Origin of the sequence: Lysobacter sp. ISL-50, from assembly GCF_018612875.1 — a bacterium.
In the GTDB taxonomy this organism is placed as follows: Bacteria; Pseudomonadota; Gammaproteobacteria; order Xanthomonadales; family Xanthomonadaceae; genus Lysobacter.
The window spans coordinates 1-22,051 of sequence record NZ_JAGGRI010000040.1; the positions used below are offsets into that span (position 1 = coordinate 1).

Genomic DNA, 22,051 nt, shown 5'->3' on the forward strand with positions numbered 1-22,051 from the left:
TAGGACAGCCCCTTCGCTTTTGCTTTGCTTATCCCAGCAAAAGCAAAAGCAAATCCCCCGCGCTGAAACCATCCTCGCTCCCGATCAACGCCGGGCGCCCGCCCCCTTTTTCAAAGGGGGCAACAGATCGTCGCTTCGTTTTGATGAAGGGCTACGCCCCCAACCGCCACGACAGCCCCGACACCCGCGCCGCGTGCCGCGACAACGCCAGGCGAAACACCGCTTCGCTGGCGGCGATATGCAACTCGCGCCGCGCCCGGGTCAGGCCGGTGTAGATCAGTTCGCGCGACAGGTGCCGCGCGTCCTGGCGCGGCAGTTGCAGCCACACGCTGTCGAATTCCGAGCCCTGCGCCTTGTGCACGGTCATCGCGAATGCGCCGCCGTGCGCGGGCAAGGCCGAAGGATGAAAGCCGCGCACGCCGTCGCTGCCGCCGGCGAACCACGCCACCGTCGCCGCGCCCGCGTGTTCGTCGCCGCGCGGCCGCAGACACACGCCGATGTCGCCGTTGAACAGGCCGTGGCGATAGCTGTTCTCGGTCACGAGCAACAGGCGGCCATGGAAATACGCCGGGCGATGGCTGCCGGCCAATGCTTCCTCGATCCGCGCGTTCAAGGGCGCTGCGCCCTGGCCGCCGTCGCGCATCGCCGTCAGCAGACGCAGTTTCGCCGCCAAGGCCAGCGCCTGCGCCGGATCGTCGGCCGCGCCGATTTCGCGCCACGCCGACAACAGGCGGTCGCGTCCGCCGCCGGCCAACGGATCGTGTACGTCTTCGTGGAAATGCACGCCGGCCAAAACGCCGCCGCGCAACAGTTCGAGCGCGGCGTCGGCGTCGCCGGCGCGCGTGGCCTCGGCCAGCGGCGCCAGATCCAGGCTCTCGGCCTGACGGTAGCCGCGGCGCAGGTGCACGCGGTACGCGCTCAACGGCTGCGCCGCGTGCTGGACCGGCGTGTCTTCGCCGAGCAAGGGCCGCAGCTGCGCGGCCCATGCCGCCGGCAGGCCGTCGTCTTCGCCGGCCGCATCGACGATCGCCGCTAGCACGTCGCCGGCTTCCACCGACGGCAGCTGATCGCGATCGCCGAGCAGAATCAGCCGCGCGCCGTCGGGCACGGCCTCGACCAGCTTGCACATCAGCGGCAGATCGACCATCGAGGCCTCATCGACCACGATCACGTCGAAGGCCAGCGGATTGCGCGCGTCGTGACGGAAGCGCGGACTGTCCGGCACGCTGCCGAGCAAGCGGTGCAGGGTGCTGGCCTGGCGCGGCAAGGCATCGCACAGCGAGGCATCGACCGCATCGAGCGCGCACAGGCGCTCGGCCGCCACGCGCAGGCTTTCGGCCATGCGCTCGGCGGCGCGGCCGGTCGGCGCGGCCAGGGCGATGCGCGGCGGCGGTGCGCCGTCCACGCGCGCTTGCGCGATCAACAGCACCAGCAATCGCGCGATGGTGGTGGTCTTGCCGGTGCCGGGGCCGCCGGTGGCCAGCAGCAGCGACTGCAGCAGCGCCAACGCCGCCGCGCGCGCCTGACGATCGTCGTCGCGCGCATCGGGAAACAAGGCCGCGAACAGCGGCGCCAGCGCCGCCAGATCGGCCGGCGCCGGCGCGAACGCGGCGATGCGGCGCAGGCCTTGCGCCAGGCGGCGTTCGTATTCGCGATAACGGCGCAGATACAGCAGCCCGCGTTCCAGCACCAACGGCGCCGCCGGATCGGCCGGGCGATCGGCCTGCGGCGTCGCGATCCAGCGCGAATCGGCCAGCGCCGCCAGCCATTGCTCGGCGTCAGGCCAATCGATCGCCGCTTCGCTCAGCAACTGCGGGCAGCGCGGATCGAACGCGGCGTGGCCGCGCGCGATCGCCTGCGAGGCCAGCGCCGCGGCGGCGAGCACCCCGTCCGGCGTGTCGCGATCGAGCCGGCGCAAGGACTGCGCCAGGGCGTGATCGACCGTGCGCAACACGCCTTCGCGGTAGAGGCTGTCGAGCAGGCTCATGACGCGAGCCTGCGGCCGGCGAACAAGGCATCGATGGCGTCGACGAGTTCGCGCGCGGGCTTGTCCGCGTGCACGCCCGCGGCCGGATCGCCCGGGTCCAGGCCGCGGCAGAACAGATAACGCACGCCGCCGAAATCGCGCGCGTAGTCGTAGGCCTCGCCGAGGCGGAAGCGCAGCCAGCGATGCAGGGCGATGGTGTAGATCAGCGACTGCAAGGTGTATTCGCTTTCGTTCATGGCCCGCTCGATCTGCGCCGGCTCGTAGTCGGGCAGTCGATTGGTCTTGTAGTCGAGCACGTAATAGCGGCCTTCGAAGGCGTAGACCAGATCGATCTTGCCGGTCATCAGTCCTTCCAGGCGGCGGCGCAGACCGAAGGCGCGGCGCTCGCGCAGCCAGCCGTGCGCGTGCAAGGCCGCCAGCAGCGCATCGACCGGGGCCGATTCCAGGGCGAAGTGGAATTCCATTTCGCTGCGGCGCTCGTGTTCGGCCACTTCGCACAATCGCGCGCCTTCGGGCATGCGCGCGGTCAGGGTCAGGCCGACCAGCGAGGTCAGCAGCGGCAGGCCGTCGTCGATGTCGGCTTCGACATAGCCTTCGCCGCGCATCGCCGCGGCCAGCACGTCCGGCGCGCCGTCGGGCGCCGGCTGCTCCGGCGTCCACCCGCGCCAGGCGGCGAAATCCACGCGCTCCAAGGCGTTGTGCACGACGTTGCCGAAGCGGCTGCCCGAGTAGCGCGCATCGCCCGGCGTCAGCGCCGCCGCCGCGGTCTGAGGTTCGTCTTCGGCGCCGCGCTCGTCCTGCGCGGCCTGGGCGACGCCGCCGTCTTCGTTGGTCAATTGGGTGAAGCTGTAGACCCACCAGTCGCGCGGCACCGAACGCCGCGCCTCGCGCGCCGGCGGCACCGCGCCGCTGGCCAGCGGCGGCAATGGTGTCGGCGCGGGTTCGGGCGGCGCGGCGTCGATGACGATCTCGCCCTCGTGTCCGCGCGCGAGCGCATCCAGATCGCTCAGCATCGGCCGCAACGGCGAGGCCGCGGCCAGGTACAGCGGCCCAGTCGCGATCCACAGCGCATGCCGGGCGCGGGTCAGGCCGACGTAGAGCAGGCGCGCGTCCTCGGCGCGGGCCTCGGCGGCGGCGCGTTCGCGCGCGCTGTCCCAATCCGGCGTATGCGGATCGGACACCTGCGTCTGCAACTGCATGATCCGGCCGTGTTGCGGGTCCGGGTATTCGCACCAACGGCCGCCGCGCGGCTCGCGGCCTATCGCGACGAAGGGCATGAACACCAGGCCGAACTCCAGGCCCTTGCTCTTGTGCAGGGTCAGGATCTGCACGCGGTGCGCGTCGGACTCCAATCGCAGTTGCTGTTTCTCGTCGCTGTCGTCGGCCTCGGCGATGCGCAGGCGCAGCCAGTCGCGCAAGCCGTGCAGGCCCAGCGAACGGGTGTCGGCTTCCTGCAGGGTTTCGCCCAGTTGCAGCGTGTTGGTCAGGCGCCGCTCGCCGTCGTTCAAGCCGAGCAGGCGCGGCGCGTGTTCGGCGCACAGATCGGCGATGAGCGCGAGCGGGCCGTGACGCTGCCAGCGCTCGCGCCAGGCCAGCGCGCGCAGTTGCCAATCGCGCTGCAGGTCTTCGTCGCGTGCCAGTTGCGCGATCGCCGCGCCGTCCAGGCCGATCAGCACCGTCGCCAGCGCCGCGCGCAGACGGCCGCCGTCGCCCGGATGCAGCAGGGCGTCGAACAAGGTCAGCACTTCCATCGCCTGCGCGGTCGCGAACAGGCTGCGCCGGCCGGCGGCGACCGCCGGAATGCCGGCGGCGATCAACGCCTGCTGGATTCGCGCGGCTTCGTCGTGGCTGCGCACCAGCACCGCGATGTCGGCCGGTTGCAGCGCGCGCGCACCGATGGTCGCGCGGCCTTCACGCGCATCGCGCAGCCAGCCGTGGATCGCCGCGACGCAGGCGCGCGCGGCCAGCTCGCGCGATTCCGGCGCGCTCCATTCGGGTTTCTTGCGGCCGTCGCCGGGCGCCGGCAGCGCGCGCACGGTCAAGGCCGGCGCGGTCGCGCCGTCGCGTCGCAGGTCGGCGTCGGCGACCGCGCCGCCGGCCTGGACTTCGCGGAAGGCGATGCGCGTATCGACGAACGCGGTCTCGCCGGCCTGCGCGTACAAGGCCGAGATCGCGCGCAACAGCGACGGCCGCGAGCGGAAGTTGTGATCCAGCGGCGGCGCCTGATCGGCCAGCGCGGCGGCGGTCAGATAGGTGTGCACGTCGCCGCCGCGGAAGCCGTAGATGGCCTGCTTGGGATCGCCGATCAGAAACAGCGCGCGCTGCGCGAACACGCGCTGGAAGATCGCCCACTGGCGCGGATCGGTGTCCTGGAATTCGTCCACCAGCGCCACCGCGTACTGCTCGCGCAGGCGTCGCGCCAGGGCCTCGCCGTCAGGGCCTTCCAGCGCCGCGGCGACATCGCCGATCAGATCGTCGAAGCTCTGCACCCGGCGCACGCGCTTGAGTTCAGCCAGGCGCGCGCGCGCGGCGTCGCGGATGCGGTGCACCAGGCTCACCGCCTGTCCCGCCATCCATTGCGCGCGCTGCGCGGCGGCGTCCAGGTACGCCGCGACCGCGTCGAACAAGGGCGAAGCCGGCGTCGCCGCGTCCTTGCCCTTGTTGGTCTTGGCGATCAGCGCGGCCGGCGTGAGTTTCTCGATGCGCTCATCCAGCGGCTGCGCGGCGTCGCCGTTCGCGCTCCATTGATTCAACGCCGACCACAGCTCACGCGGCAGATTCGCGCGGTAGCTGTTGCCGTTGAGCACCTTGCCGGCGATGGCGGCATCGAGCGCGGCGAAGGCGTCGTCGCCGTGCCGGGCGAAGCTCGCGCGCAGCGCGTCGGCGGCGTGCAGCAGGTGCGGCAGCGGATCGGCCGATTCGGCCGGCGCCGGCGGCAACAACAGCGGCGCGCGCAGCAACGCGCCCAGGTCGGAGGCCAGCGACGACGGCCCGCCCGGCCATTGCAGCGACAGCAATTCCGCCGCTGTCGCCTCGCTGCCGAACGCGCGCCACACGTCCAGGGCGATTTCGTCGAGCAGTTCGCGCTCGCTGCCGATCATCTCCGGCGCGGCGAAGGCCTGCCCGGTTTCCAGCGCGTGTTCGGCCAGCACCCGCGCGCAGAAGCCGTGGATGGTGACCACGGCGGCCAGATCGATCTCGCGCGCGGCGCGTTGCAGGCGCGTGCGCAAGGCGGCGGCGCCTTCGTGTTCGGCCTGGGCGCGCACCAGTTCGCGCGTGATCGAACGTTCTGCATCGTCGTGTTCGACCGGCAAGGCCGGATCGTCGGCGGCGATGCGCGCGGCCAGCAACAAACGGCGGCGCAGGCGCTCGCGCAGTTCCTGCGTGGCCGCGTCGGTGAAGGTCACCGCGAGGATTTCGCCGACGCGCAAGCCGCGTTCGATCACCAGGCGCGCGACCAAGGTCGCCAAGGTGTAGGTCTTGCCGGTGCCGGCGCTGGCCTCGATCAGGCGCAGGCCGTCCAGCGGCAGGTCGAGGAAGGGATCGCGCGCGAGGTTCATGCGCCGCCGTCCTCATCGCGGCCGTGCACGACCGCGTCGAACACCAGCCGGGCGATGCCGCGGAATTGTTCGCCCAGTTCCGGGTCCAGGAACGGATCGCGCCCGCGCAGCGCCAACTGCACGCCGGCCGGGCTGGCCTCGCCCCAACTGCGCGCGCTGCCGTGCCATTGCGCTTCGGCCTTGTTCCAGCCGGCGTGACCGTGGCCGTCCGGGTCCTGCGCTTGAGCTTCGTACCACAGCCAACCGGCGCGCGGCAGGAACGGCAACGGCATGCGCAGACCGTAGTCGCGCAATCGCAGCAAGGCGCGCAGCGCGGCCTGCGCGACGGGCGGCGACAACGCCGGACGCAGATGCGGCCCGGGGCCGTCCGCGGCCTGCGCGAACTGCGCCAGCGGGCGCGCATCGCCGAGCGCGGACAGCACCAGCCAGTCCAGGCCGTGGGCGATCTGCGAGGGCCCGTGCAAGGTGTCGAATCGTAATCGCGCCAGGCCGCCGGCATAGACATCGTCGAGGCGGCCGCGCAGCTGCGCTTCGCCCAGGTCCAGATCGAACGCCAGCGCTTGCGCCTCACCGCTGCGCCAGCGCGCGAACGCGTCCGCGAACGGCCGCACCTGCCCGAGCAAGGCATCGAGCTGACGCCGGCCGAGCGGCCCCGACGGCAACAGCGCGCGGGCGCGCAGCGCGGCCTGCAAACGGTCGCGATCGATCGCGCCGTCGCCGGCCAGCAGGTCGTCGAACACGGCGCGCTGCAATTGCTGGCGGAACAGGCCCGGGCCGGGCAGCACCAGCGGTTCGACATCGTCCGCGCTGTCGATTTCGTCCGGCAGTTTCAGGCCCAGCCGTTGCCGCAGGAAGGCGCTGGGCGGATCGCGCAGAAAGCTGCGCAGATCGCGGTAGTCGATGACGCCGTCGTTGTCGCCGGCATCGGCGGGCGACGGGTCCGGCCGCAGCGGATCGTCCAGCCACGGGCCCAGTTCGAGCCGCTGCGAGCGCGCACCGGCGTCCACCGCCGGGCGCCATTCGCCGCGATAACTGAAACGCCGCGGTTCCGGCTCGGCGTCCGCGTCGGCGCCGAACGCGGCCGGCGCGAACGGCTGCAGCGGTTCGCGCACGGTGAACTGCGCGCGCACCCGCGCCGGGTCGGCGTGGTAGCGGGCGATCACGTCGAGCAGCTCCGACACCAGCGTCGACGGCTCGCGCTGGCTGCCGTCGCGCGGATCGGCGCCGAGGTAACTCAGATAGAAGGTGTCCGAGGCGGCGGCGAACAACTGCAGGAACAAGAAGCGGTCGTCGTCGCGCAGCGAGCGGTCGCCGTGGCGGCGCGCGGCGGTGCCCAGTTCGGCGGCGAGGCGGTTGAGGCCGCCGGCGGGATCGCGGCGCGGATAGTCGCCGTCGTTCATGCCGAGCAGGCAGATCGCGCGGAACGGGATCAGCCGCATCGGCACCATGCGGCCGAAGCTGACGCCGCCGGTGAGCAGCGGCGCGCGCGTGTCGGCCTCGGCCAGCGCGGCGCGGAAATGCGCGCGCACCACTTCCGGCGGCACGGCGCCGTCGTAACCGGCGTGGGCGGCGTCGCCGGCGAAGCGTTCGATCAGGCTGCGCAGGCGTTCCAGCGTGCGCTGATCGGCGGCGTCGCGCGGGCGCTCGGGCAGCAGCGCGCGCAGCAGGCCGAGCAGGCGTTCGGACCACTGCGCGGGGCTGAGGTCGGCGGCCAGGCCGCGCTCGAAGCGCGCCAGCACGCGCAGCAGGCGGATCAGCGCATCGAGCGCGTCGAGCGAGGCGCCTTCGAGTTCGGCATACGGGGCGATGCCGGCGACCATGTCGTGGCTCGCCTCCTCGCCGCCGGCGGCGTGGCCGATCAGCAGGCGATCGAGCGCGAACGCCCAGGTGTAGGCATCGTCGCCGGGCGCGTCGTGACGGCTGCGATGGGCCGCGTCGATGCCCCAGCGCGCGCCGGCGTCGCCGAGCCACAGGCGCAGGCGGTCGAGGCCGGCGCTGTCCAGGCCGGCCTGTTCGGCGATCGCCGCGGTCGCCAGCAGATCGAGGATTTCGCTGAGACCGAAGCGCGACACCGGCAGCGCGAGCAGGCGCAGGAACACTTCCGCCAGCGGCTCGGCGGCGAGCGGGCTGACGTCGGCCAGCGCATAGGGAATGAATCCCGGCCGCCCGGCCAGGCCGCCGAACACCGCGGCGATATGCGGCGCGTAAGGATCGATGTCGGGCGCGAGCACGGCGATCTCGCGCGGCTGCAGCGGCGGATCGAAGCGGCGGCCTTCGGGCGAATCGCGATCGAGCAGCGCCTGCAGTTGATCGTGCAGCACCTGCACCTCGCGCAGGCGGGTGTGGCAGGCGTGGACCTGCACGCTGGCGTCGCCGCGGTCGAGCTGCGCGCGCCACGGCGCCGAGGGCAGCGCGCGCCGGTGCAGCAGGTCGCGTTGCAGACGCTGCAGCAGGCTGTCGCGCGCCGGGTCGTCGTGGCGGCTGTCTTCCGGATCGGCGTAGGCGGCGATTTCGCCGGAGGGATGCACGACTTCGTAGCCGCCCAGCACCGCCATGAAATCGCGCCCGGCCGCGCCCCAGGCCTGCAGCAGCGGGTTGTCGTCCTCGCCGAAGGCGGCGTCTTCGCCCTGGCGCAGGCGTTCGGCCAGGGTGCCCAGGTCGCCCCAGTACTTGCGCGTGGGCGTGGGCAGATAGAAGTGCAGGGTGCCGGCCAGCGCTTGCGTGGCGATCACCCGCAGCACGTCGGGCGAGATGTTGAGGGTGGCGAAGGCGAACAGCCGCGGCGGCAGGCCGCGCGGGATCGCCGCCGGGCCGCCGTGACCGGCGCCGAAGCGGGCGAGGTAATCGTCGATGCGGCGCGCGCGATAGCGGCGGCCGGCGGCGACGCGGCGCCACAGCGCGGCCTGCGCATCGTTGCGTTCGTGGCCGGCGTCCCAGGCCAGCAGCCAGTCGCGGCGCCAGGCCTGGTATTTCTCGAACAGCGAGGCCAGTTCGCCCGACAGCGACCAGGCTTTGATCGGATCGTCGCCGTCGAGGTAGGCGCGCAGCGGCGCGAGCGCGGGTTCGCGCAGTTGCGCGGGCTGGGACAAGGTGGCGTAGACGCGCCAGTGCAGGGCGGCGGCGTCGAGGTCTTCGCCGCGCTCGGCCTGGGCGCCGGTTTCGTTCGCCTCCAGCGCGCGTTGCACGAACTCGCCCGGGGTGAGGAATTCCAGATTGGCGGCGATGCCGTGCGCCTGCGCCAGCGTCGCCTGCAGCCAGCGGCGCATCGCCACCTGCGGAATCAGCACCGTGTCCGGCGTCAGCAGCGCCTGTCCCGGCGCCGGCGTGCGCAGTTCCTGCGCCAGCATTCCGGCCAGCACGTCCAGCGCATTGGAGTGATAGAGACGGAAATCGGGGCGCGCGGACATTCGGACATCTTGCCGCATGGGGGCTCGGGGCGCAGGAGCGGGATGTGGCGTTTGTGTTTGGGAGGCAAAAGCAAATCCCCCCTGGCCCCCCTTTTTCAAAGGGGGGAACGCTTCGATGCGGTGCGTGGTGTTTGACGGCGACGCACGCTCGGACTCAACGAAGCGACGATCGATTCGTTGCGACGTCCCTCAAGACGAGTTCCCCCCTTTGAAAAAGGGGGGCCAGGGGGGATTTGCTCTTGGCGACAATCAACCAACCGCTTAAAACCGATTTAATCCACCTCGGTCACGCTTCCACCTCACACACTGCGCCGACCCTCCGACCGACCCATCTCCAGGCGCAGACCGCTAAGCTGCGACAATGGCGCTACGCTCCAACCCCGTTCAGCCTCGCTGGGCCAAGCTTCGCCGTTTTGTAGAAGCACCCGCTTCGCCCCCGCCCGCACCGGATTGTCTTTCCGCATGACGACGTCATCGCCCATCGTCCGCCTGACCGACCTGCGCCTGGATCGCGGCGGCCGCAGCGTGCTGCGCGGAATCAATCTGTCGGTGCCGCGCGGCAGCATCGTCGCGGTGCTCGGGCCGTCGGGCAGCGGCAAGTCCACGCTGCTGTCGGCGCTGACCGGCGAGCTCGCGCCGGCCGCGGGCAAGGTCGAGGTGTTCGGCCAGCAGGTGCCGCAGAACCAGCGCGACCTGCTCGAACTGCGCAAGGGCATCGGCGTGCTGCTGCAAGGCAACGGCCTGCTGACCGACCTCACCGCCGCCGAGAACGTGGCGCTGCCGCTGCGCGCCCACACCAAGCTGCCCAATGCGCTGATCCGCCGGCTGGTGCTGATGAAGCTGCACGCGGTCGGCCTGCAGGCCGCCGCCGACGCCTACCCGCGCGAGCTGTCCGGCGGCATGGCCCGCCGCGTCGCCCTGGCGCGCGCGCTGGCGCTGGACCCGCCGCTGATGATCTACGACGAACCGCTGACCGGCCTGGACCCGATCGCCTCCGGCGTGGTCATGAGCCTGGTCCGCCGCCTCAACGACACCCTGGGCCTGACCAGCATCGTGGTCACCCACCATGTCCACGAAACCCTGCCGGTGGCCGACCACGCCATCGTCATCGCCAACGGCGGCATCGTGTTCTCGGGCACGCCGGCCGAGCTGGAACACAGCACCGACCCGCTGGTCCGCCAATTCCTGCGCGGCGAGCCCGACGGCCCGATCGGCTTCGATGCCGCGCCGCGCACTTCGGAGGCTGCTTGATGCCCTTGATCGAGGCCACCCGCTCGCTGGGCCGTGCCGGCCTGTTCTCGCTGTCGGTGCTGCGCGCGTCCAAGCCGACCGCGGACCTGTTCCGCGAGCTGATTCGTGAAATCTACAAGATCGGCGCACGTTCGCTGCCGATCATCGCTGTTGGCGGCGCGTTCGTCGGACTTTCCGTGACGCTGCTGGGCTATCGCGCGCTCGACACCTACGGCGCAGCCAATCAGGTCAGCGCGATGCTGGGCCTGGGCCTGTACCGCGAACTCGGGCCGGTGCTGACCGCGCTGCTGTTCATCGGCCGCGCCGGCAGCTCGATCGCGGCCGAACTGGGCCTGATGCGCGCGACCGACCAGATCACCGCGCTCGGGCTGATGGCGATCGACCCGATCGGCAAGGCGGTGGCGCCACGGTTCTGGGCGGCGGTGCTGTGCGTGCCGCTGCTGACCGGGTTCTTCTGCAGCCTGGCGATCACCGCCAGCTACTTCGAGTCGGTGCACGTGATCGGCATCGAGGCCGGCACGTTCTGGCAGGTGCTCAAGGACAGCGTCGATTTCTATAACGACTTCCTGATGGCGTTCGTGAAGTCGGCGGTGTTCGGCGCCACCGCGGCGCTGGTGGCGGCGTATGTGGGTTATCACGCCGAGCCGACCATCGAAGGCACGTCGGTGGCGACCACGCGCGCGGTGGTCAATGCTTCGCTGCTGGTGCTGATGTTCAACTTCGTGATGTCGGCGCTGCTGTTCAAGTAATCGCGCTCCCTTCTCCCGCGAGCGGGAGGGGTGCTGTGTTTTTCCTTCTCCCGCGAGCGGGAGAAGGGGCCCGACAGGGCGGATGAGGGCCGAGTGAGGTTGCAGCGCGATCCCGCGCGCCCTCACCCCAACCCCTCTCCCGCCAAGCGGGAGAGGGGCTCCAAGGCCGTCGCCCTTTCGCAATACCCACACCGTTCCAGACATACCGTTTCCACAGCCGCGTTGATCCGCGCGGGCTTTATCCCCAAGGTGATGCCATGTCCGTCCGCAGTCCCCGCATCGAGTTCGCCGTAGGCGCGTTCCTGCTGCTCGCCCTGGCTTCGCTGCTGGTGTTGGCCATCGCCTCCACCAACAGCAAGTTCGGTTTCGGCGGCGATAGCTACAACATCACCGCCAAATTCACCACGATCGGCCCCTTGCGCCCGAACGCGCCGGTCAAGATCGGCGGCGTGACCGTGGGCCAGGTCGCCGACATTTCGCTGGACCCGGTGAAGTACAACTCGGTGGTCACCCTGGCCATCAACAAGCGCTACACCCTGTCCGCCGACACCTCGGCCGGCATCCTGACCAGCGGCCTGCTGGGCGAGAGCTATGTCGGCCTGACCCCGGGCGGCGACCCGGAAAACCTCAAGCCCGGCGGGGAGATCTTCCTGACCCAGCCGGCGGTCGATCTGATCCAGCTGGTCGGCAAGTACATGTTCAGCGGCGGCGGCGCACAAGGCGGCAATGGCGGCGGCGCGTCCGCGGCCAAGCCGGCCGACGCCGACGTTCCCGACTACCTCAAGGGCGAAGCCGCCCCCTCCGACGAGAGCAAGAAATGAAGCGCATCCTGATCGCCACCGTCCTCGCCTCGGCCCTGATCGCCGGCGCGCCCTCCCTCGCTTTCGCCCAGGCCACCGCGGCCCCGGGCCAGGCCGCGCCCGCCGCCGGTTCGCCCAGCGCGATGGTGCTGGCCAACAGCACCCGCATCCTGTCCACCCTGGAATCGCGCCGCGCCGAGTTCAGCAAGAACCGCGCCGCGCTGAGCCAGTTCATCACCACCGAATTCAACACGGTCTTCGACCGCGACTACGCCGCGCGCCTGGTCCTGGGCACTCACGGCCGCGGCGCGTCCGACGCCGAGGTGAACCTGTTCGCCGACGCGCTGACCGGCAGCCTGATGCAGCGCTACGGCTCGGCCCTGCTCGACTTCAACACCCGCCTGCAGGTCCGGATCAAGTCCGAGACCCCGCTGCGCGGCGGCGCGATCGTCAAGGTCTCCAGCGAGTTCCTGCGCCAGGGCGGCGAGCCGATTCCGGTGGACTACCTGCTGCGCAAGAACGGCGCGCAGTGGAAGGTGTTCGACGTGATGGTGGAAGGCGTCAGCTTCGTGCAGACCTTCCGCAATCAGTTCGACACCCCGCTCAATCAGAAGTCGATCAGCCAGGTCGCCGCCGACATCAAGGCCGGCAAGCTGCAGGCCCAGGCGAGCAGCAACTGAGATGAGCGCGGCGAGCGTTCGCAAGGACGGCGAGGCGCTGGTGTTCGCCGGCGCCCTCGACCGCGCCGCGGCCGCCGCGTTGTGGCCGCAGGCGCGCGCGCTGGCCGCGGGCGCGCGCCGTTTCGATCTGACCCAGGTCAGCTCGGTCGATAGCGCCGGGCTGGCGCTGCTGGCCGAACTGGCCGCGCAGGCGCCCGACGCGGCCGTGGTCGGCGAACCCGCCGGCCTGGCCGAGTTGCGCGCGGCGTACCGGCTCGATGCCTCGCTCGGTTTCGGTCACTGACCCACGACCGGCGTCGCATTAACCCATTGTTGCGGTCGCCGACGCCCTCCTGACGAGGCCTGGCCGCCCCCACCGTTGTCCTGGAAGACTAGACTGCAACCATGCGCCCCCACGCACTCCCTTTAGCGCTGGCCCTGGCTTTGGCCGCGCTGCATTCCGTACCGGCCCTCGCGCAAGACGCGGCGCCGGCCTCCGTGGCTGCCCTGCCCGAATCCTCCGCCGCCGACCCGCTGGCGCTTGAACCGGCGGCGATCGAATCGCAGCCGGGCCAGGCCGCGGCCGATCCGCAAGCGATGCCCGCACAAGCGGACGCAACCGTCGCGGTGCAGACCGATTCGGCGATCGCGCTGTCGGCGGCCGGGGTGAGCCCGGATGCGCCCGCCTCCGCTGCAGAAGTCATCGTCGAACCGGCCGTTGCCGCCGACGCGCTGGCGACCCGCGGCTTCGATCTCGATCCGATGTCGCTGGACTACGCCCTGGCCCAGATCGATCCGTCGAAAGCGCCGCCGGCCGGCGCCTCGGCCGGCGCCTCGGCCGATCCGAGCGACCCGCGCACCGACGCCGAACGCGATTTCGACGACATCTACGGCGTATCGGCCTACGACCCGGTCGCCGATCCCACCTTGCCGGCGCCGGCCAACGTGCCCGGCGCCTACGATCCGTGGGAGAAGTACAACCGCAAGATGCACCGCTTCAACATGGCGGTGGATCGCGCCGTGGCGCGGCCGCTGGCGCGCGCCTATTCCAAGGTCGTGCCGCGTCCGATCCGCCTGGGCGTGAGCAACTTCTTCAACAACCTCGGCCAGCCGGTGTCGATCCTCAACGCGCTGCTGCAGGGCAAGCCCAAGCAGGCGGCGCAGTCGCTGGGCCGTTTCGCCCTCAACAGCACGCTGGGCATCGGCGGCATCTTCGATCCGGCCACCGCGGCCAAGCTGCCCAACCGCAGCGAAGACTTCGGCCAGACCCTGGGCGTGTGGGGCTGGAAGCGTTCGCGCTACGTCGAGTTGCCGTTCTTCGGCCCGCGCACCGTGCGCGACACCTTCGGCATGGTCGGCGACGCCCCGCTGAGCCCGCTGCGCCAGATCGAACGCGACCGCATCCGTATCCCGCTGCAGGGTTTGCAGCTGGTGGACGTGCGCGCGCAGCTGCTGCCGCTGGACAGCCTGCGCGAGGGCGCCGAGGACGAATACGCCCTGGTCCGCGACTCGTGGACGCAGCGCCGCGATTACCAGATCTTCGGCGACCGCATGGAAAAGAACGGCGACACCCAGTTGCCGGACTATCTGCAGGACGACAGCAACCCGAGCGTCCCGGCCGATGCGATGCCGATCATGCCGACGGATGGTACCGGCGTGCGTTGATCGCGTTGCGGTTCGCTATCGCAAACACGAACGGCCCGGATGCGAATCCGGGCCGTTTTTGTTGGTGAGGATTGCCGGACTAATCCCCGTCCTTGCGCTCCCAACACGATCGCATCGTGCAGTTCCCCCTTTGAAAAAGGGGGCTAGGGGGATTTGCTTTGTGCCGCGGTAACTCGCGAGTCCCCGCAAATCCCCCCCGCCGCTACGGCATCGGCCCGCGGTCCCACGCAAGGCGCTCGCCCCCTTTTTGCAAAGGGGGCAATTTGACGCGGCTTCGTTGAAAGACAAAACACGCGCGCTGTCGGCGTCGCGCTAAACCATCAACCCCACCGCACTCATTTTTCTTCTTCAGCGCGATCCTCGCCCGCACCCTCATCCACGCTCAGCAGCCCGGCCGCGCCTTCGATCGGGCTGGGCCCGTCGGCCACCAGGTCGTCGACCGCATCTTCATCCGCCGACAACTCCACCAACTTCGCCGGCAGCGCGCGGTTCGGCTTCACGCCCATGTCGCGCAGCATCTCCGCCTGGCGGATCACACTGCCCTTGTTGCGGCTGAGTTTGTCGCGGGCGGCATCGAAGCTGTCTTTCGCCTGACTGATACGGTCGCCGACTTTTTCCAGATCGGCCACGAACGAACACAAGCGGTCGTACAGCTGCGCGCCGCGCTTGGCGATTTCCTGCGCGTTGCGGTTCTGCGCTTCCTGCCGCCACAAATGGGCGACGGTGCGCAGCACGAACAGCAACGTGGACGGGCTCACCACCAGCACGTTGCGCTGCCAGCCGTCCATGAACAGATTGCGGTCGTGCGTCACCGCCAGCATGAAGGCAGGTTCGACCGGCACGAACATCAGCACGAAATCCAGCGAACGCAGGCCGTACAAATCCTGATAACGCTTCTCCGACAGCCCGCGCATGTGCTGGCGCACCGATTCGAGATGGCGCTTGAGCGCACGCGCGCGCAAGTCGTCGTCCTCGGCGCTGGTGAATTCCTCGTAGGCGACCAGCGAGACCTTGGAGTCGATCACCAGATGCCGGTCTTCGGGCAGATGCACGGTGACGTCCGGGCGGCGCTCGCCGTCCTCGGTGCCGTGGCTTTCCTGGACGTCGTATTCCTCGCCCTTGCGCAGGCCGGCCGATTCCAGCACGCGCTCCAGGATCAACTCGCCCCAGGCGCCCTGCGCCTTGCTCGAACCCTTGAGCGCGGTGGTGAGGTTCTTCGCGTCTTCGCTCAGCGACTGATTGAGCGCCATCAGCTGCCGCACCTGTTCGCCGAGCGCGGTGCGGTCGCGGGTTTCGTTGTCGTAGACGGTCTCGACCTTGGCTTGGAATTCGGCGAGTTTTTGCTGCAGCGGATCGAGCAGCAGGCCCAGGTGGCTGCGGTTCTGCTCGGTGAAGCGCTTGCTCTTCTCTTCCAGGATTTCGTTGGCGAGGTTCTTGAACTGGTTGCTCAACTCGTCGCGCACGTCCTTGAGCTGGGCGATCTTTTCCTGCGACTGACTGCGCTCGGCGTCGAGCTGGGTGTTGAGGCGGCCTACATCGACCGTGCGCCGGCTCAGTTCGGCGGCGGCCGCGTCGCGCTCGCGTTCGAGCTGCTCGAACTCCAGGCGCAGGCGCTGCAACGCTTGCTGTTCCTTGTCGAGCTCGGCGCCGGTGCGGCCGATGGTTTCGCGCAGCATGCCGCTGTCGCGTTGCAACTGGTTGCGCGCGGTTTCCAGTTCGTCGAGCCGGGTCTGCAATTCGGGAATGCGCGCGCTGCGTTCCAGCAACTGCGCGCGTTCGGCGTTGGCCGCGTTCAATTGCGCGCCCAGTTCGCTGCGCGTGGCTTCCAGCGCGCGCGCAGCGCCGGCGCGCGCGAGCAGCCAGGCGAGCGCGGCGCCGATCAACAGCGCGGACAAAATGGCGATCAGGGCAACGGTCGGGGACATCGAGGGCTCATGGAACGTACGGGGGACAGGCCGTTCCGTGGCCGAACGCCGGACAAGGGCGTTCTGAAGACGGGCACGGATCGCATGCCTAGTCTAAGCGTCCAGTCTAGGCGGGGGAGTCTCAGGCTTTGCGACGAACCGGCGTGCAAGCAAAGGCGCGGTTCGTGGTTCGACAGGTCGCGGCGACGATCGGGTGTCGATGCGAAGGCAGGCTTTCGCTGCACGCGACCGCGACTGCGCATTGAACGATGCGGCGACCGCGTTCCCGCCTGCCGCCATCCCCGCGAACGCGGAGACCAGGGCCGCACGGCGCGCCCTCAAACCCGCGCGTCCCGCTTTCGCGAGGCCACGCCGGACCGGCGCCTGACCCGGGCCTCCCGTCCAGCCCGCTAAATTGCGAACGCGGTCGCAAAAGCCCACAAGGCCACCCCCGTCGCGTTCCATACGGAACAGGATCGAACGCGGCCGCTGTGCCAATCTTGGTCGCTCGACCGCCCGGCCTTCGCCGGTCGCGCGCCAAGGACCGCACCCATGGACCCGCAAGATCCCCGGCTGTTCGCCGACCCGCGCGGCGTCTGGCGCGACGACGGCGCCGGCCGCGTGCACGGCATCCGCTGGCACGACATCGACGGCATCGACGGCTACGCGATCGACGCGACCGACCGCAAGCTGGTGTTCGTCGAGCTGGGCACCGTGGCCGGCGAGCGCCTGGAGCTGCGCACCGACTGGCCCGGTTACCGCGAAGTCGCCACCGCCCTGGCCGTGCATCTGCCGGGATTGGACGTGGAAGCCCTGCATCGCCTGGAGCAGGCCCGAGCCGAGGACCCGCCGACGATCCTGTGGTGGAAAGACTGAGCAATACTGAAGCCGACTCGCATCGGTTCGACGTATCGTCCGCACAGACCGACAGCAACCCAATGCAACTCATCGACCAACGCGATTGGGCCTGGACGCTGTACGCCGACGGCGAGCGGCGCTATCTGTCGGTGCTGTGCGGCACGATCGCCCTGTACGAGTTGACGCTCGAACTCGATGCCGGCGAACGCGCGCGGATCGAGGAGCCTGGATTTCTCGATGGGTTGGCGCGCGAAGTGTCGTATCGGCCGGACAGCTACAAGGCGCGGCATGTGACGGGGTTTCGCGCGCCGGATTGAGCGTCGGATCGTCTTGCTCCCTCTCCCGCGAGCGGGAGAGGGTTGGGGTGAGGGCACGCGAAAGTCGGGAGAACCAAAGTATTCGCGCCGTTGGCGTTATCCCCCCCTGTCCGAGCGCTATTACGCGCCGGGGCTTTCGCTGCCGCGCGAGCCAATGGCACGCAAGCAGGGAAAGGGAGCCAACCTCAATCCAGCACCCGGCAAAACACCGCCTTCAAATACCGCGACTCCGGCACCTGCGCCAGCCAGGGATGATCGGCGCCGGCGCCGGACACCTTCAGCACCTGCACGGTGCGGCCGGCATAGAACGCGGCGCGGCGCAGCATGTCCAGGAACTGGTCTTCGCTGACCAGACCGGTGCACGAGAACGTGGCGAACAAGCCGCCCGGCTTGACCACGCTCAAGGCCAGCTTGTTCATGTCCAGATATTTCTTCAGCGCCGCGATCACCTGCTCGCGGTCGCGAGTCATCTTGGCCGGGTCGAGAATCACCACGTCGAACTGCTCGCCGGCGTTACCCATGTCGCGCAGGTACGGGAAGATGTCCGCCTGGACGAACTTGACGTTGGCGCCGTTGAGCTTGGCGTTGCCCTTGGCGATGTTGAGCACGTCGGCGTCGATGTCCACGCCGATCACTTCCTCGGCGCCGCGCACCTTGGCGTAGACGCCGAAGCCGCCGGTGTTGCAGCACAGGTCCAGCACGCGCTTGCCGGCCACCTGCTGCGACAGCCATTCGCGGTTTTCGCGCTGGTCGGCGAAGAAACCGGTCTTGTGCGCGCCGGCCGGGTCGGCGCGGAACTTCACCCCGTACTCGGTGATCGTCGACGGCGGCACCGGCTCGGTGCCGCGGAAATCGAAGCTTTCCTGCTTCTGCACGTGTTCGTCGGCGAAGGCGTAGAAACGGCAGCCGGGGAACTGCGCGCGCAGCGCGTCGTAGATCCACTCGCGATGACGGAACGCGCCGGCGCTGAAGTACTCGACCACCAGCAGATCCCCGTAACGGTCGACCACCAGCCCGCTGATCCCGTCGCCCTCGCTGTGCACCACGCGCCAGGCGTCGCTGACCTCGTCGAGCCGGATCACGTCGCGGCGCAGCGACACCGCCGCGGCGATCTTGCGCGCGAACCAGTCGGCATCGACTTCGACGTCGGGATCGTTTTCCAGCATGCGCAGGGCGATGCGCGAATGGCCGTTGTAGAAGCCGCGGCCGATCCACAGCCCGTCCACGCCGACGACGTTGACGATGGCTCCGGGCTTGGGCCGCTGGGCGGGCTTATCGACCAGGCGCTGGAAGATCCAGGGGTGGGTGGATTTCCAGGCGTTCTTGAGGCGTACGGTGGGGATTTCGGTAGTCATCCGGGCATTCTACCGGGGCCGGGCGCCGGTCCCGGCCTTTGACCGGGTGCTCAGTCCCGTTCGCGGGACAAAGAAGCCCAGCCGGACCGGCTTGTAAAGGTTTGCGGTGGTGCCAATCTGATTCACATGCACCTGCCCACCGACGCCCCGATCCCCGACACCCCGGCCCAGCGCAAAGCCGACCGCGCGCGCCTGATCCGGGCCCTCAACCTGAGCCTGGCCTTCGTGCTGGTGCTGGTGGCGGTGTTCAGCGCCCAGGGCAGCTTCGACGTGCGCGCCTTCACGGTCCAGCCCTGGTCGGCCGAAGGCCTGATCGGGCTGCTGACCGCGCCGCTGCTGCACGGCTCGATCGAGCACCTGGCCGCCAACGCGACCTCGCTGTTGCTGCTCGGCACCCTGGCCGGCGCGGTCTACCCGAAGGCGACGATCCGCGCTCTGCCGATCATGTGGCTGGGCTCGGGCCTGGGCGCCTGGCTGCTCGGCGACCCCGGCAGTTACCACCTCGGCGCCAGCGGCGTGACCCACGGCCTGATGTTCCTGGTGATGTCCCTGGGCCTGCTGCGCCGCGACCGCGCCTCGATCGCCGCGGCCTTCATCGCCTTCCTGCTCTACGGCGGCATGCTGCTGACCGTGCTGCCGCGCGAAGTCGGCGTGTCCTGGCAGGCCCACCTGGGCGGCGCCGTGGCCGGCGTGATCGGCGCCTTCGTGTTCAAGCTCAGCGACCCGCTGCCGCCGCGCAAGCGCTACAGCTGGGAAGACGAAGAAGACGCGCAGATGGTGCCGCTCAACGACGAACTCGAACCGCCCAGCCCGGGCCGCGTGCCGGTGCTGTGGAACCGGCCGGAGCCGCGGGATGTGCAGACGGGCGTGGTGTTGCGGTTTCCAGGGCGCGGAAACAACGAAGAATAATCCGCCGGCGAAGCCGTCCCGGCACGGGTTAGACTGCGCAGGTTCTCCGCCTTTCGGCTCGATCCGAGCCCCGCGCGATGTCCGCCCAACAAGATCCAGGCATCGGTATTCCGGTGCCCGAGTACGGGGTAACGATCCCCTGGCGTATCACTCAGAGCGAGCTGTACGAGCTTATTCCGCGCGATCGATTCGAGTCCTGCGCGCATGGACCGACGATGTTGCGCTTCACGTTGTTCGGTCATGCCGCGCCTTACTGGTTCAACTTCGTCAGCCGTCCCTGGCTGAGCGAAGTCCAGTTCTGCCGCCGTCAACCGTGTTGGCGAGCGATCAAGCCCCGCTACCGGGCAAGCGCCGACGCGTTGCGTAGGGCGCTTGGGCCGACCCACCGCACCGAGTATCGCGACGGGCAGCAGGTCTGGGATTTCGCTGACGTGCGCGTCGAAAACGCTGTCAGTCAAAGTTGGCGGCCAACGCAACGATCCGGAAAGAGATACCTGCACATACTTTCGGTACGCCTTCGATCCAATACCCAGCGCTGAACACCCATCGCTGCGCCGCCCCCGCTGCGCACGCTAGAGTGGCGCCGCGTCCATGGGAGATGGGCCGCGCTCGCCCCGGTCGGCGCCCACGCGAATTCCCCGTCTCCCGGCGCGATCCGTCCAACGTCCGCTCCGGAGTTTCGCCATGCGCCCCCTGACCGCACCGCTCGTCCTCGCGTTGTCGTTCGCCGCCCCGCTCGCGCAGGCCGCCAGCGCCTGCCATGTCGAAGGCCAGGTCGCCGGCATGGTCATCAACGAGTGCACCCAGTCCTCGCAGCCGATTTCGGACGAACAGCTCAAGCAGCAGTGCAACGGCAAGGTGCCGGGGCTTGAGGAACTCGGCGGCCAGGCCACCGCCAAGCTGGTCCCGGCCTGCCCCAGCGGCGCCAAGGGCGTGTGCGAATCGCCGATGGGCGCGCAGGCCAGGATTTATTACTACAAGCGCTCGGCCGAGGAACTGGCGAACCTGCAACGCGCCTGCCAGATGCAGCGCGGCCAGTGGACCCAGCCTTGAGCCCGCGCACGACCGCGGCGCTGATCCTCGGCGCCGCGCTGGCAAGCGCCGGCAACGCCGCGCGCGCCGCCGACGCGCCCTCCTTCGACCGGCCCGGCATCGCCTTCGCCACCGGCACCCTGCCCAAGGGCGCATTCGCCTGGGAACAGGGGCTGCCGGATTTCGAGCGCGACGACCGCGGCGGCGCGCGCAGCACCACCTACAGCGCCAACACCAATCTGCGCCTGGGGCTGAGCGACCGCGTCGAACTGCAGCTGGCGACTTCGCCGTTCAACTATCTGCGCGAACGCGACGGCGACGGCCGCCGTTCGCGCCATGGCGCCGGCGACACCGGCGTGGCGCTGAAGATCGCGCTGCCGTCTTCGCACGACCAATTTTCCTGGGCCGTGCTCGGCAGCGTCACCGCGGCCAGCGGCGATCGCGAATTCAGCAACGGCGCCACTCAGTATTCGCTCGGCACCACGCTGGGCTACGACTTCAGCGACGCGGTTTCCGGCGCGCTGTACTTCAACCTGGATCGCAGCGACGGCGCCGACACCTGGAGTTGGTCGCCCAGCCTGAGCTACGCGATCGGCGACCGCGTCGCTGCTTACCTCGAAGCCGGCTGGTCGCGCGCCGACCACCAACCCACCGCCTCGGTCGCCGGCGTGGGCCTGACCTTCATGGCGACACCGGCGATCCAGCTCGATGTCTCGCTCGACGCCGGCCTGGACCGCGACAGCCCCGACCTGCAAGGCGGCGTGGGCGTGGCCTTCTATTTCGATTGATCAACTCACCACGGGGACGAACATGGACGATCGCAATCTCTACGCCCCGCCGATCAGCGACGTTACGCCGGTCGCGGGGCCGATCGATCGCACGAACGAGTTCTTCGTGGTATCGCCGCGCAAGTTCTGCCTGTTGTATTTCGGCACCTTCGGCTTGTATCAGCTGTATTGGTTCTACATGCACTGGGCGCGGTATCGCCGCGCCCATTCGGTCGCGCTGTCGCCGGTGACGCGCACGCTGTTCGCGGTGTTCTACACCCATTCCCTGGCCAAGCGGATCGACGCGTCGCTGCGCGCGTCCGGGCGCGTTTTCGCCTGGAAACCGGCGTTTCCGGCGACGGTCTATGTGATCGCGCAGGTGCTTGGCCTGGTTGTCGATCTGGCCGCGCAGGGTCGCGTCGCCGCGTCCGTCATCAACCTTTTCGACGTGCTGATACTGCTGCCGCTGGGATGGGCGCTGCTGGAGCTTCAGTGCGCGGCCAATGCGGCTTGCGCGGACCCGCAGGGTGAATCCAACCGGCTGCTGACGCCGGCCAATTATTTGTGGCTGGTGCTGGGCGCGGTGCTGTGGCTGCTGACGCTGACAACGATGGCGAGTGCGTTCATGGCCGAATACGTGGGTGAGTTGCGGCCGTAGCGTCGTTCGGCACGGCGTGTGCCGTTGCCGTTGCCGTTGCCGTTGCCGTTGCCGTTGCCGTTGCCGTTGCCGTTGCCGATATTTTGCTTTGCCCCGGCTTGGCTTTGCTGTGTGCTTCGGCTTCGGCTTCGGCTTTGCTGTTGCTGTTGCTGGGCGCCGCTTGTAACTCGCGA

At 69.5% G+C, this 22,051-nt stretch carries 19 protein-coding genes; 13 read left to right on the plus strand and 6 right to left on the minus strand.

Annotation, left to right across the window (positions count from 1 at the left end; all coding sequences use genetic code 11):
* Window positions 1-151 precede the first annotated feature (151 nt).
* The 3 genes from recD to recC are packed head-to-tail and all read right to left on the minus strand — an operon-like array spanning window position 152 to window position 8,954.
* Entirely contained in the window at window positions 152-1,987 is a 1,836-nt protein-coding gene (gene recD, locus J7J50_RS20860) for an exodeoxyribonuclease V subunit alpha (RefSeq protein ID WP_215060911.1), read from the minus strand.
* Entirely contained in the window at window positions 1,984-5,547 is a 3,564-nt protein-coding gene (gene recB, locus J7J50_RS20865; protein WP_215060908.1) for an exodeoxyribonuclease V subunit beta, read from the minus strand. The genes recD and recB overlap by 4 nt, the downstream gene beginning before the upstream one ends.
* Window positions 5,544-8,954, minus strand: a complete 3,411-nt coding sequence (recC, locus tag J7J50_RS20870; RefSeq protein WP_215060906.1) for an exodeoxyribonuclease V subunit gamma — start codon at window positions 8,952-8,954, stop codon at window positions 5,544-5,546. Before recC ends, recB begins: the two co-directional genes overlap by 4 nt.
* Before the next feature lie 462 nt (window positions 8,955-9,416).
* Between recC and J7J50_RS20875 the strand changes: the two genes are divergently transcribed.
* The 6 genes from J7J50_RS20875 (at window position 9,417) to J7J50_RS20900 (ending at window position 14,078) form a co-directional block, all read left to right on the plus strand.
* Complete coding sequence (locus tag J7J50_RS20875) at window positions 9,417-10,205, plus strand: ATP-binding cassette domain-containing protein (protein WP_215060904.1); 789 nt, start codon at window positions 9,417-9,419, stop codon at window positions 10,203-10,205.
* Window positions 10,205-10,954 (plus strand): MlaE family lipid ABC transporter permease subunit, encoded by a 750-nt coding sequence (locus J7J50_RS20880; RefSeq protein ID WP_215060901.1) that lies wholly within the window; start codon window positions 10,205-10,207, stop codon window positions 10,952-10,954. Before J7J50_RS20875 ends, J7J50_RS20880 begins: the two co-directional genes overlap by 1 nt.
* A 257-nt stretch (window positions 10,955-11,211) precedes the next feature.
* Entirely contained in the window at window positions 11,212-11,775 is a 564-nt protein-coding gene (mlaD, locus tag J7J50_RS20885) for an outer membrane lipid asymmetry maintenance protein MlaD (RefSeq protein WP_215060899.1), read from the plus strand.
* Window positions 11,772-12,434: an ABC transporter substrate-binding protein gene (locus J7J50_RS20890; RefSeq protein WP_215060897.1), complete on the plus strand. Its 663-nt coding sequence runs from the start codon at window positions 11,772-11,774 to the stop codon at window positions 12,432-12,434. Before mlaD ends, J7J50_RS20890 begins: the two co-directional genes overlap by 4 nt.
* Before the next feature lies 1 nt (window position 12,435).
* Window positions 12,436-12,717: an STAS domain-containing protein gene (locus tag J7J50_RS20895; protein ID WP_215060895.1), complete on the plus strand. Its 282-nt coding sequence runs from the start codon at window positions 12,436-12,438 to the stop codon at window positions 12,715-12,717.
* Between the two features lie 293 nt (window positions 12,718-13,010).
* Window positions 13,011-14,078 (plus strand): VacJ family lipoprotein, encoded by a 1,068-nt coding sequence (locus tag J7J50_RS20900; RefSeq protein ID WP_215060914.1) that lies wholly within the window; start codon window positions 13,011-13,013, stop codon window positions 14,076-14,078.
* 335 nt (window positions 14,079-14,413) lie between these two features.
* Here the strand turns inward: J7J50_RS20900 and rmuC are convergent, their stop codons facing one another.
* On the minus strand, window positions 14,414-16,003 hold the full coding sequence (gene rmuC, locus J7J50_RS20905) for a DNA recombination protein RmuC (RefSeq protein ID WP_215060893.1): 1,590 nt from the start codon (window positions 16,001-16,003) through the stop codon (window positions 14,414-14,416).
* A 531-nt stretch (window positions 16,004-16,534) separates the two neighbouring features.
* Between rmuC and J7J50_RS20910 the strand changes: the two genes are divergently transcribed.
* Both J7J50_RS20910 and J7J50_RS20915 read left to right on the plus strand, forming a co-directional pair.
* Complete coding sequence (locus tag J7J50_RS20910; protein ID WP_215060891.1) at window positions 16,535-16,858, plus strand: hypothetical protein; 324 nt, start codon at window positions 16,535-16,537, stop codon at window positions 16,856-16,858.
* Between the two features lie 62 nt (window positions 16,859-16,920).
* Complete coding sequence (locus J7J50_RS20915; protein WP_215060889.1) at window positions 16,921-17,157, plus strand: hypothetical protein; 237 nt, start codon at window positions 16,921-16,923, stop codon at window positions 17,155-17,157.
* Between the two features lie 185 nt (window positions 17,158-17,342).
* Here the strand turns inward: J7J50_RS20915 and J7J50_RS20920 are convergent, their stop codons facing one another.
* The gene (locus J7J50_RS20920) at window positions 17,343-18,512 is read right to left on the minus strand and encodes a class I SAM-dependent rRNA methyltransferase (protein ID WP_215060887.1); all 1,170 of its coding nucleotides are present in this window, start codon (window positions 18,510-18,512) and stop codon (window positions 17,343-17,345) included.
* Between the two features lie 126 nt (window positions 18,513-18,638).
* Here J7J50_RS20920 and J7J50_RS20925 point away from each other — a divergent pair, with 126 nt between their 5' ends.
* The 5 genes from J7J50_RS20925 (at window position 18,639) to J7J50_RS20945 (ending at window position 21,878) form a co-directional block, all read left to right on the plus strand.
* Window positions 18,639-19,421 (plus strand): rhomboid family intramembrane serine protease, encoded by a 783-nt coding sequence (locus tag J7J50_RS20925; RefSeq protein WP_215060885.1) that lies wholly within the window; start codon window positions 18,639-18,641, stop codon window positions 19,419-19,421.
* Window positions 19,422-19,498: 77 nt separating this feature from the next.
* Window positions 19,499-19,960: a hypothetical protein gene (locus J7J50_RS20930; protein ID WP_215060882.1), complete on the plus strand. Its 462-nt coding sequence runs from the start codon at window positions 19,499-19,501 to the stop codon at window positions 19,958-19,960.
* Between the two features lie 145 nt (window positions 19,961-20,105).
* The gene (locus J7J50_RS20935; RefSeq protein ID WP_215060880.1) at window positions 20,106-20,474 is read left to right on the plus strand and encodes a hypothetical protein; all 369 of its coding nucleotides are present in this window, start codon (window positions 20,106-20,108) and stop codon (window positions 20,472-20,474) included.
* On the plus strand, window positions 20,471-21,241 hold the full coding sequence (locus tag J7J50_RS20940) for a transporter (RefSeq protein ID WP_251044668.1): 771 nt from the start codon (window positions 20,471-20,473) through the stop codon (window positions 21,239-21,241). Before J7J50_RS20935 ends, J7J50_RS20940 begins: the two co-directional genes overlap by 4 nt.
* 22 nt (window positions 21,242-21,263) lie before the next feature.
* The gene (locus J7J50_RS20945; RefSeq protein ID WP_215060878.1) at window positions 21,264-21,878 is read left to right on the plus strand and encodes a hypothetical protein; all 615 of its coding nucleotides are present in this window, start codon (window positions 21,264-21,266) and stop codon (window positions 21,876-21,878) included.
* Here J7J50_RS20945 and J7J50_RS20950 read toward each other — a convergent pair.
* The coding region (locus J7J50_RS20950; RefSeq protein ID WP_215097548.1) for a hypothetical protein at window positions 21,844-22,051 on the minus strand (208 nt) is incomplete at its 5' end. The genes J7J50_RS20945 and J7J50_RS20950 overlap by 35 nt on opposite strands.

Bases quoted from the DNA above. Each gene is read 5' to 3' on its own strand.
- recD (WP_215060911.1), bottom strand. From the start codon at position 1,987: ATGAGCCTGCTCGACAGCCTCTACCGCGAAGGCGTGTTGCGCACGGTC.
- recB (WP_215060908.1), bottom strand. From the start codon at position 5,547: ATGAACCTCGCGCGCGATCCCTTCCTCGACCTGCCGCTGGACGGCCTG.
- recC (WP_215060906.1), bottom strand. From the start codon at position 8,954: ATGTCCGCGCGCCCCGATTTCCGTCTCTATCACTCCAATGCGCTGGAC.
- J7J50_RS20875 (WP_215060904.1), top strand. From the start codon at position 9,417: ATGACGACGTCATCGCCCATCGTCCGCCTGACCGACCTGCGCCTGGAT.
- J7J50_RS20880 (WP_215060901.1), top strand. From the start codon at position 10,205: ATGCCCTTGATCGAGGCCACCCGCTCGCTGGGCCGTGCCGGCCTGTTC.
- mlaD (WP_215060899.1), top strand. From the start codon at position 11,212: ATGTCCGTCCGCAGTCCCCGCATCGAGTTCGCCGTAGGCGCGTTCCTG.
- J7J50_RS20890 (WP_215060897.1), top strand. From the start codon at position 11,772: ATGAAGCGCATCCTGATCGCCACCGTCCTCGCCTCGGCCCTGATCGCC.
- J7J50_RS20895 (WP_215060895.1), top strand. From the start codon at position 12,436: ATGAGCGCGGCGAGCGTTCGCAAGGACGGCGAGGCGCTGGTGTTCGCC.
- J7J50_RS20900 (WP_215060914.1), top strand. From the start codon at position 13,011: ATGCCCGCACAAGCGGACGCAACCGTCGCGGTGCAGACCGATTCGGCG.
- rmuC (WP_215060893.1), bottom strand. From the start codon at position 16,003: ATGTCCCCGACCGTTGCCCTGATCGCCATTTTGTCCGCGCTGTTGATC.
- J7J50_RS20910 (WP_215060891.1), top strand. From the start codon at position 16,535: ATGGACCCGCAAGATCCCCGGCTGTTCGCCGACCCGCGCGGCGTCTGG.
- J7J50_RS20915 (WP_215060889.1), top strand. From the start codon at position 16,921: ATGCAACTCATCGACCAACGCGATTGGGCCTGGACGCTGTACGCCGAC.
- J7J50_RS20920 (WP_215060887.1), bottom strand. From the start codon at position 18,512: ATGACTACCGAAATCCCCACCGTACGCCTCAAGAACGCCTGGAAATCC.
- J7J50_RS20925 (WP_215060885.1), top strand. From the start codon at position 18,639: ATGCACCTGCCCACCGACGCCCCGATCCCCGACACCCCGGCCCAGCGC.
- J7J50_RS20930 (WP_215060882.1), top strand. From the start codon at position 19,499: ATGTCCGCCCAACAAGATCCAGGCATCGGTATTCCGGTGCCCGAGTAC.
- J7J50_RS20935 (WP_215060880.1), top strand. From the start codon at position 20,106: ATGCGCCCCCTGACCGCACCGCTCGTCCTCGCGTTGTCGTTCGCCGCC.
- J7J50_RS20945 (WP_215060878.1), top strand. From the start codon at position 21,264: ATGGACGATCGCAATCTCTACGCCCCGCCGATCAGCGACGTTACGCCG.